7 protein-coding genes are annotated in these 9,956 nt (G+C 65.5%); 3 read left to right on the top strand and 4 right to left on the bottom strand.

Going from position 1 to position 9,956, the window contains the following annotated elements:
* Positions 1-89: 89 nt before the first annotated feature.
* The 3 genes from ACL02S_RS20155 (at position 90) to menD (ending at position 3,117) form a co-directional block, all read left to right on the top strand.
* Positions 90-746 carry a PaaI family thioesterase gene (locus ACL02S_RS20155; protein ID WP_412804011.1) on the top strand — a complete coding sequence of 219 codons (657 nt, stop codon included), beginning with the start codon at positions 90-92 and terminating at the stop codon, positions 744-746.
* Between the two features lie 75 nt (positions 747-821).
* The gene (locus tag ACL02S_RS20150; RefSeq protein ID WP_412804010.1) at positions 822-1,268 is read left to right on the top strand and encodes a DUF6918 family protein; all 447 of its coding nucleotides are present in this window, start codon (positions 822-824) and stop codon (positions 1,266-1,268) included.
* Positions 1,269-1,482: 214 nt separating this feature from the next.
* Positions 1,483-3,117 carry a 2-succinyl-5-enolpyruvyl-6-hydroxy-3-cyclohexene-1-carboxylic-acid synthase gene (gene menD, locus ACL02S_RS20145; RefSeq protein ID WP_412804009.1) on the top strand — a complete coding sequence of 545 codons (1,635 nt, stop codon included), beginning with the start codon at positions 1,483-1,485 and terminating at the stop codon, positions 3,115-3,117.
* 20 nt (positions 3,118-3,137) lie between these two features.
* On the opposite strand, the gene ACL02S_RS20140 is transcribed toward menD, so the two are convergent.
* From ACL02S_RS20140 to ACL02S_RS20125, 4 genes are all read right to left on the bottom strand, one after another.
* Entirely contained in the window at positions 3,138-3,368 is a 231-nt protein-coding gene (locus ACL02S_RS20140; protein ID WP_412804008.1) for an Rv3202a family protein, read from the bottom strand.
* Between the two features lie 178 nt (positions 3,369-3,546).
* The gene (locus ACL02S_RS20135; RefSeq protein WP_412804007.1) at positions 3,547-7,755 is read right to left on the bottom strand and encodes a bifunctional nitrate reductase/sulfite reductase flavoprotein subunit alpha; all 4,209 of its coding nucleotides are present in this window, start codon (positions 7,753-7,755) and stop codon (positions 3,547-3,549) included.
* Between the two features lie 111 nt (positions 7,756-7,866).
* Positions 7,867-8,571 (bottom strand): demethylmenaquinone methyltransferase, encoded by a 705-nt coding sequence (locus ACL02S_RS20130; RefSeq protein ID WP_412804006.1) that lies wholly within the window; start codon positions 8,569-8,571, stop codon positions 7,867-7,869.
* 75 nt (positions 8,572-8,646) lie between these two features.
* Entirely contained in the window at positions 8,647-9,789 is a 1,143-nt protein-coding gene (locus ACL02S_RS20125) for a glycosyltransferase family 4 protein (protein ID WP_412804005.1), read from the bottom strand.
* Positions 9,790-9,956 lie beyond the last annotated feature (167 nt).

Below are 9,956 nucleotides of genomic sequence, written 5' to 3'. Positions count from 1 at the left end.
CCGGTGCCGCGGTAGCGGCGAGTACGCATGCCACGCGGTGCGACCCGGCTTCGGATTGACGGTGTATAACCACGCGTTACCGTGCAAGTATGAGCGAACGAGTGAAACCTGTTATAGACCGGAGCGCGGTGAATGAATCCCGGTACGAGGAGCACGGCGGATTTCCCAAGGTCTCCCGGGCGCAGGTCGGTCCGAACTTCGGCGCGTATGTAGCGGCGATGCGGACACTGCAGGATCTCGCGGTGTCCGTGGACGCGCCGGATGACGTTTTCGGGGCGGCGCTGACCAAAGCAGGCGAGCTGATCGATCTGCTGGAGCCCTATCGTGCGCCGGAATTGCAGGGACCAGCGGGTCGCGCGGTCGAATTACCAGGGCGGGGGAGTCTGTTGCTGCCGCCATGGCAGGTGGTCGCGGCTGGACCTGATGGCATCGAGATGACCGGTGTGTTCCGCCGTTTCCACCTAGGCGGCAATGGCGCGGTGCACGGCGGTGTGCTCCCACTGCTGTTCGACGATTTGTTCGGCATGATCGTGCATTACGCCGGGCGGCCGATCAGTCGCACCGCGTATCTGCATGTGAACTATCGCAAGATCACTCCGTTGGAGACCTCGCTGACGGTTCGCGGGCGGGTCGACCGGATCGAAGGGCGTAAAACTTTCGTAGTGGCGGAACTGCTCGATGAACAGGGAAATCTGCTCGCTGACTGTGAAGGATTGATGGTGCAGCTGCTGTCTTGGCAGCCGTAGCCGGACGAACGCTGGCGTAGGTGCGTATAGTTGCCCTCGCTCGTTTATCTCTTATCTATCCGGAGGAACCTGAAAGTGGTTGCAGCACTGTCTGAATCCCTGCTCGACGACGCCAAGCGTCCGGCATTCCTTGCCGATGCCGTCGAGGTTCTCGATGCCGAGGTCTCGGACAAAGGCGGTGCGTCCGGCCTGGCTGTGAAGGGTGGCTACGCGGCGGTCAAGAAGATCGGCCCTTCCATCGTGCCCGATGCGTTGGAGTCCTTGGCGCCCAAGCTTCTCGCCCAGCTGGAGCCGTTCTGGCAGGAGTACACCGCGTCGGGGTCGGGTACCTTCGCCGATCTGCTGGTGGCCAAGTCCGATCAGGTTTCCGAGGCCTTGCTGACCGTCACCGACGCACGCGCCGATGCCTCCACCCGGCCCGCTCTGAAGAAGGTCTATTCCTCCATGCGCTCCTCGGCGAAGAAGAACGTCGCCGAGGCACTGCCTCGGGTCGGTAACTTGATCGAGAAGCACGCCAACTGATTCGCACGGGCGCGCCTGCGCTACGGACGCGTCGGCATTTCCGGCCGAGCGGTGCACTACCCGTACCAGGCAATCGCGTCCAGCGGCGGTAATCGCCCGACCGGGCTGGATCCGGTCGGGCGAGGTGCTGCGTGCGCACGACTGCCGCGAATACGTGGCGAAACAGACACCTCCCGATAGCGACGGCGGAGATACGGTCTGCCAGGCTGGAGTTGTGAACCCGTCTACAGCACAAGCGCAGGTCGTCGTCGACGAACTCGTGCGCGGGGGAGTGCGGGATGTTGTCCTATGCCCCGGCTCCAGGAACGCTCCGCTGGCCTTCGCCCTACAGGCCGCCGACGCGGCCGGGCGGGTGCGGCTGCATCTGCGGATCGACGAACGAACGGCGGGTTTCCTGGCTGTCGGGCTGGCTATCGCGAGCCGCTGCCCGGTTCCGGTTGTCATGACCTCGGGTACCGCGGTGGCCAATCTGGGGCCCGCCGTGCTCGAAGCCAACTACGCCAGAGTCCCGCTGGTGGTACTCAGCGCGAACCGGCCCTATGAACTGCTCGGTTCCGGCGCCAACCAGACCATCGAACAGTTCGGTTTGTTCGGTAGCCAGGTCCGGGCCGCTATTTCGCTCGGTCTCGCGGAAGAGGAGGAAGATCAGCCGCCTTACGGGCGGCAGAACAGTCAGTGGCGTTCCGCGGTATGCCGGGTGCTGGCCGCTGCCCGCGGCACCCGCTCAGGGAACGCGGGACCGGTGCACTTCGATGTTCCGCTGCGTGAGCCGCTCGTCCCGGATCCGCTGCCGGACGAATCGGTTCCCGCGGGCCGCGCCGGTGCGCGCGCGTGGACCGAGACCCAGTACGCGACGCTGGATGTGCCACTCGATCTCGATCTTTCCCCCGATACCGTGGTGATCTCCGGACACGGTGCTGGATTGCGGCCGGAACTGGCGGCGCTGCCTACCGTTGCCGAGCCAACCGCACCCATGCACGGCCCTGCGCTGCACCCGCTCGCTCTGCCGCTGCTGCGGCCTCGGCAAGCGATCATCACCGGCCGTCCCACCTTGCACCGTCAGGTATCGAAGGTGCTCGCCGATCCCGCTGTCCGTGTGTACGCGCTCACCACTGGACCGCGCTGGCCCGATGTATCCGGCAATGTGGTCGGTACCGGCACAAGGGCGGTTATCACCGGCGCGCCGAGTGCGGCATGGCTGCGGCGCTGCCGGGAACTGGATACGAAAGCGAGCCAGATGGTGCGCGCCGAGCTCGCGCAGCACCCGAAGCCGACCGGACTGCATGTCGCGGCGGTGGTAATGGACGCACTGCGCGACGGTGACCAGTTACTACTCGGCGCGTCGAATCCTGTGCGCGATGCCGCGTTGGTCGCACATCCGAGGCCGGGGATCACGGTGCTGTCGAATCGCGGTGTCGCCGGTATCGACGGAACGGTGTCGACGGCAGTCGGCGCGGCACTGCACCATGAGGGCCGCACGATCGCCCTGATCGGTGATCTCACGTTCCTGCACGATGCGTCCGGGCTGCTCATCGGGCCAGGTGAGCCGCGGCCGAACGATCTGACCATCGTGGTCGCCAACGACGACGGTGGCGGTATCTTCGAGCTGCTGGAGCAAGGCGATCCGCAGTACGCGGGGGTGTTCGAACGAATCTTCGGCACCCCACACGGCATGGATCTGGCCGCACTGTGCGCCGCGTACCGTATCCCGCACCGACAGGTCGATCCGAAGCAGCTCGAGGTCGAGCTGGCCGGGCACGCGCATGGCATACGAGTACTCGAAGTCGCCACCGAACGGTCGAGTCTGCGGGAACTGCACGCGGCAGTACGGGCCAAGATCCAGCCGTGATCGAGAGTGGATACCGCGGATCAGTAGCCGAGTTCGTCCTCCGGCTCGTCATCGAGCAGTGGTACCGGGATGGATTGCTCGACGACGTCGGCGGGGTTCGCTTCCAAGGCACTGGATGCGTCGACCGCTCGCCCGACACCTTCGCCCGGCTCCGGCCGATCGTCGGGTAGCACGGTATCGTCTGGATACGCCGGGGTGGACTGCTCCGCGAGATCAGCCTCGGGAATCGCGTCCGCAAGGGGATCTGTCATCGTGCGCTCCTCTCCGTGTAGACCTCGCGTGCGACGTACCTCTCGGGGCATGCCGCTCGGAGGCGGACGACCAATTCCGACAGCATCGAGGATGCCCGGTGCTCCGGCCTCGAGCAACCATTTCCTGGCTCCAGGTGTCGGTTTTTCCTCCACCTGGTAGCCGTCGTTCAGTAGGCACTCAGTAGATGTCCCGGACATAGCGTTTTTCGGCGACCAACTGTTTTTTGAACGCCAGCGCGCCCTGCTCGTCGAGCTTGCCGTGGATTCGGGCGATTCGCAGCAGCGCGTCGTCGACATCCTTGGCCATGCGACCCGCATCGCCACAGACGTAGAAGTGGGCTCCCTCACATAACCACGACCACAACTCCGCGCCGTGTTCGATCATCCGGTGTTGCACGTAGATCCGTTCCCGCTGGTCGCGGGAGAAGGCCAGGTCGAGGCGGGTCAAAAAGCCGGAGCGGAACATGTCTTCCAGTTCGGCGCGATAGTAGAAATGCTGTGCTGCGTGCTGATCGCCGAAGAACAGCCAGTTGCGTCCGGTGCAGCCGAGCGCCCTGCGTTCCTGGAGGAACCCGCGGAACGGCGCGATACCGGTGCCGGGTCCTACCATGATCATCGGTGTCGACGGATCGGCAGGCGGACGGAAATGCGGCGCCCGATGCAGGAATATCGGAGCCGCCGTCTCCGCGTGCCCTTGGCCTGTTCGGTCGGCGAGGAAGGTCGAGCACACCCCGCCGCGCCGGGCCGGGGCATCGGTGGCCGCTTGGTCGCCGTAGCGCACGATGCCGACGGTGAGCTCTACCTCGTCCGGGCTGACCAGTGGGCTGGACGAGATCGAATACTGCCGCGGCTGCAGGGTGCGCAACGTGCCGAGCCACTCCACCAGATCCGCGCGCACCGGAAAATCACGCAGTACATCGACGGCCTGCCGGTCCCATAGATAGTTGGCCAATTCGTTGCGATTGTCCCGGCGCAACAGTTTGGCCAGTCGGCCGCTCTGATTGCGTTCGGCGAGGAAGCCGAGCAGGTCCTGGCTGATCTTGGTGATGTCGTAGTGCCTGCGCAGCGCCTCGGTCAGCGGCATCTCACGGTTGTCCACCTCGACGAGGCAGCGGCCGTCAAGACCGGTGACAGCCAGCCATTCGGTGACGAGCGAGGCACAGTTCACCGGCCAGACGCCGAGGGCATCGCCCACCTGATAGCCGGCCTCCAGACCGCGCAGATCGAATCCGAATCTGCGTACCTCTTTCGGCGAATCGCCTATCGAGAGTAATTCGTTGCGAATCAGCGGGGCACGCAGCGGTGCGGCGCGGGTGAACGGCGCGGGTGCGCTGCGGGTGCGGTCGAGTGCGGGAGCGGCGCTCGGCACCGTCATCGTGGATACCGAATTGCCACGGGGGGCGCCACGCGTTGCGCCGTTCCCACCGGGTACCGGAGGGTTGGCGGGGGAGCCGGACTCGCCGGACGGCTCGGGCGGCTCGGTGCCGAATGCGGCACACACATCATCCAGCCAGTGCTGTGCCGCGTCCGCGTAGTCGGGTTCGCTGTCGACGCGGGGGAGCATTCGCCGCGCGCCCAGGTCGGTGAATTTCTGATCGAGTGTGCGGCCGTAACCGCAGAAATCGTCGTAGGAGGAGTCGCCGAGTGCGAACACCGCGTACCGCACACCGGTCAGCCGCACTGTGCTCTCGGTCAGCCGCTCCCGGAAATCGGCGCCGTTGTCCGGTGGTCCCCCATCGCCGAAGGTACTGCTGATGACCAGTACATCTCCTGTGATCGCCCCGAGGTCGCAGGAATCCAGTTCCAGCAGCCGCGGTGTGAAACCGTTCTGGGTGAGATGTGCGGCGACGGTGTGGGCGAGTTCTTCCGCGGTGCCGGTTTGTGATGCCCACAGCACGGTGATCGTGTGAGTGGTGTCACTTGTGTTCGCCGCGGTGGCGGGAGTCGTCGTAGCGCGCGAGTACATCCCGGCCAGCAGCCCGTCGACCCATAGCCTGCCGGGTGCGGATATCGGCGCCGACTCAGGGAGCACCGGCTGTCCGGTCACCGGAAGTGTCTGCAGCGCGGTCAGATAGCCGCTCAGGTAGATCTGCTCGGTCTCGCTGAGGGTGGGTGCGGTGCCGTTGCCGAGGCCGAGTACGGCCGCCAGCGGATGTGCAGGCTCGGCCGTTGGCAGCGCGGCGGGAGCTTCGGGCTGCGGCACCGCGGCGACCCGGCGCAGCGCTACCGCACACGCCTTGAATTCCGGTTGCAGCGCGGCCGGATCGACCGCATCGTTGGTTACGGCGTTGATAGTCAGGTATTCGCCCTGCTCATCGTTCCAGTGAAACGGCACGAAGCAATCGCCGCGGCGAACTCGGTCGCTGACCCGCGCGGGCAATACGGCTCGGCCGCGGCGTGAGGCGATCTCCAGTTGATCGCCTGCGGTCAGGCCGAGGCGCTCGGCATCGGCCGGATGCACTTCGACGAACGGCGTGCCGTTCAGCTTGGTCAACTTCCCGATTTTGCCGGTCTTGGTCATCGTGTGCCACTGATGCTGCAGGCGACCGGTGTTGAGTAGGAAGGGGTAGTCGTCGTCCGGCATCTCCTGCGGCATCAGGTGTGGTCGCGGCCAGAACACCGCACGGCGGCTAGGTGTGGCGAAGGCGAGCCGGGGCTGCTTCCCTTCGGCATCGACGAACAGCGGCTGGCTGCTGCCGTCATTGCGGTATCGGATCGGATTACGCTTGCGTTCGGGCTGCGCGCACGGCCACTGCATCGGCCCATCGCGCAGCCCCTGGTAGCTCATGCCGCGCAAGTCGTAGCCGGTCGCCGGATTCGCGAATCGTTTGATCTCCTCGAAGACCTCTGCGCTGGAGGCGAAATCGAAACCGGGGAAACCCATCGCGGTGGCGATATCGGCGATCAGCCGCCAATCCGGCCTGGCGTCGCCGATGGGCGGGACCGACTGTTGCAGGAGGGTGAGAGTGCGTTCGGAGTTCACCATCACCGCATCGGTTTCCGCCCACAGTGTGGCGGGCAGCAGCAGGTCGGCATACGCGTTGGTCGCGGTCTCGGTGTACGCGTCCTGGGCGATCACCAGCTCGGCCGCCTCCAAGCCCGCGATCACCGTTTTCCGGTTGGACACGGTGGCAACGGGATTAGTACAGATGATCCATACCGCTTTGATCTTGTCCTCGGCCAGCTCGCGGAACATCTCCACGGTGCCTGGCCCGGCTTCGGTACGTAGGGTGCCCGGCGCCAGATCCCATTCGGCCTCGACGAATGCGCGGTCCTCGGCGCTGAGCAGGCTGCGCTGGCCGGGTAGGCCGGGCCCCATGTAGCCCATCTCCCGCCCACCCATCGCATTCGGCTGACCGGTGAGTGAGAACGGTCCGCTTCCCGGACGGCAGATAGCGCCGGTGGCCAAATGCAAATTGCACAGGGCGTTGGTATTCCACGTGCCGTGCGTGGATTGATTCAGCCCCATCGTCCACAACGACATCCATTCGCCCGCGGCGCCGATCCATTGTGCGGCGGTGCGGATATCGGCCTCGGCGAGCCCGGTGATCTCGGCCACTCGATCCGGTGGGTAGTCGGCCAGGAATTCCGGCATGGTCTCCCAGCCCTCGGTGTGCTCGGCGATGAACTCCGCATCGATATCGCCGTTATCGACAAGCAGGTGCAGCAACCCATTGAGCAATGCGATATCCGTACCGGGGGCGATCTGCAGGAACAGGTCGGCACGCACCGCGGTTTCGGTGCGGCGCGGATCGACCACGATGAGTTTCGCACCGGACTTGAGCCGATCGGCCATGCGCAAGAACAGGATCGGGTGGCAGTCGGCCATATTCGCACCGATCACGAAGAACAGGTCGGCATGCTCGAAGTCGTCGTAGGAACCGGGTGGTCCATCCGCCCCGAGCGACTGTTTGTACCCGGTTCCCGCGCTGGCCATGCACAGTCGGGAGTTGGCCTCCAGGTGCACGGTGCGCAGATGGCCTTTGGCGAGTTTGGTCGCGAGATACTGTGCCTCCAGCGACATCTGCCCCGAGACATACATCGCGATCGCGTCAGGGCCGTGCTCGTCCAGAATCGCCCGTAGTCTGGTCGCAGCCTCGTGCACGGCGTGGTCTACCGGAAACGGCACGGGAACCTGCCCGCGCGCCGAACGCCGGTAAGCGGTTTCCATCCGGCCGGAGGTGCGCATCAGCTCTGCGTGTGTCGCGCCCTTGGTGCACAGCCGTCCCGCATTCGCCGGGTGTAACCGGTCGCCGCTGACCGTGGCGATCACAGGTTCTCCCGCGGTGCCGGTGGCGGTCTTTACCGTGATCCCGCAACCCACACCGCAGTACGAGCATGCCGTTTTGACGGTACTGTCGCCGCGGCCGGTCACTGCGTCAGACATATCTTCGATGATGCTTATCGCCGATTGCGCGGGATTTACCTCGCGTTATCGATAGGTGACATTCCTCCTCACCGCGGGGGTATCCGGCTGTGAGGTACTACAGGACCCAGCTCAGCCGAGCTTGTATGCCCGGTGCAGGGCGACTACACCGCCGGTGAGGTTGTGCCATTGCACCGTCGACCACCCGTTGGCCGCGATCCGCAGCGCGAGTCTGCGCTGATTCGGCCAATCCCTGATGGATTCCGCCAGGTAGACGTACGCGTCGGGATTGCTGCTCACCGTTCGGGCCACTGCGGGCAGCGCCTTCATCAAGTACTCCATGTACACCGTGCGGAAGACCGGAACCACTGGTGTGGAGAATTCACACACCACCAACCTGCCGCCGGGTTTGGTGACCCGGAGCATCTCGCGCAGCGCGAGGTCGGTATCGGCGACGTTGCGCAGCCCGAACGAGATGGTCACCGCATCGAAGGAGTTATCGGCGAACGGCAACGCCATGGCATCGGCCGCCACCATCGGCACAGCGCGGAACTGCCCCGCGGCGAGCATGCCCTTCGAGAAGTCGGCGGCCAGACACCAAGCACCGGATTTCTGCAACTCCAGGGTGGATACTCCGGTCCCCGCGGCGAGATCGAGTAATCGCTCACCCGGCCGTGGCGCGAGGGCCCTGCGGGTTGCCCAGCGCCAGTAACGATCCTGTCCCGCGGAAATCACTGTATTGGTCAGGTCGTACCGCCGGGCGACATCGTCGAACATCGACGCGACCTCGCGCGGCTGCTTGTCCAACGAGGCCCGATTCGATTGCGTCTTCGCCACGTCAAGACCCTAACGCGCAGCCAGTGCCTGCCGGAGTGTGGCCGGAGGATAGGTCGGTCACGTTCGTACCCTGGCTCACGCCGTATGCGGCAACTGGATCCGCGTTCCGGTCACCTCGACGTAATGCCCCATCAGCTGGGTGCAGATAGCAGGCCAGGTACGCGACAACACCGACTTACGGGCCGCACTCGCGAACCGTATCCGTAGAGCCGGATCATGGAGCGCCCCGACTGCGCTCGGGAGCAGCTCGCAGAACCGTTCGACAGGAAGCAGATAGCCGTTGCGGCAGTGCGCGATCAGATCGCGCGGACCGCCCGCGTCCGGGCCGATCACCGGGATGCCCGAGGCGAGTGCCTCTTGGACACCCTGGCAGAACGTCTCGTGTTCGCCCGCGTGCACCATCACGTCCAGGCTCGCGTACGCCTCGGCGAGTTCCGCACCGCCGAGCTCGCCGGTGAAGACGGCATCCGGCATCAGCTTCGCCAGCCGTTTACGCTCCGGACCCGCACCGACGATCACCAATTGGATATCAGGGTCGGTAGCGAGCACCGCGAGCCGCTCGACATGTTTCTCCGGCGCCAGCCGCCCGACGAAGCCGACCAGGAGCCGTTCCCGCCCGGCAAGCCAGGCCGCACGCAGCCGGGCCGAGCGGGCGCTCGGGGTGAAGCGGGTGATGTCGACTCCGCGCCCCCAGCGATGTACTCGCGGGATACCGTGCCTGACCAGGTCCTCGGCCGCGGCCCGGGAAGGAGCGAGAGTACGGGTGGCGCCCTCGTGGATGCGCCGGGTCCATCCCCAAGCCGCCCGGCTCGCCAGCCCGAGCCCGTAGCTCTTGGCGAAACCGGCCACGTCGGTTTGATACACCGCCACGGTCGGCAGGTCCAGTCGCATGGCTGCGCCGAGCCCGCCTGCGCCGAGCAGGAACGGAGAAGCCAGATGGACCACGTCGGCGTCGAAATCGGCGATGGTCGAGACGATACCTGGCTGGGGCAGCCCGACCGGCAGCGAACTGATCCTCGGGACCATCACCGCGGGTACCCGGTGGACCGGGAATCGTTCATAGCCGCGCGCTGCGGCAGGCAGTCCGCGCGGGGTGTCGGGGGCGATGATCAGCGCATCGTGTCCGTGCTGGTCCAAATGCTCCAGCACCCGCAGCACAGAGTTGACGACGCCGTTCATATTCGGCAGAAACGACTCCGTGACAATCGCTACTCGCACGCTTCCAGCCTGACCGACGCACCGCGCCACGCCGCCACACTGAAGTGAAGAACGCGAAAAGTTCCGGCTAACCCAGCGTGCCGCAGTCCGTAGGTTATGCGCTGCGGATGGGTTTCGCCGAGTGATCAGCCCGGTGGCCGAGGTCCGTAGCGTGCGGGTTCTGTCGT

Source organism: Nocardia spongicola (genome assembly GCF_047200775.1).
Taxonomy (GTDB): Bacteria; Actinomycetota; Actinomycetes; order Mycobacteriales; family Mycobacteriaceae; genus Nocardia.
This window is presented reverse-complemented; position numbering and strand designations above follow the sequence as displayed.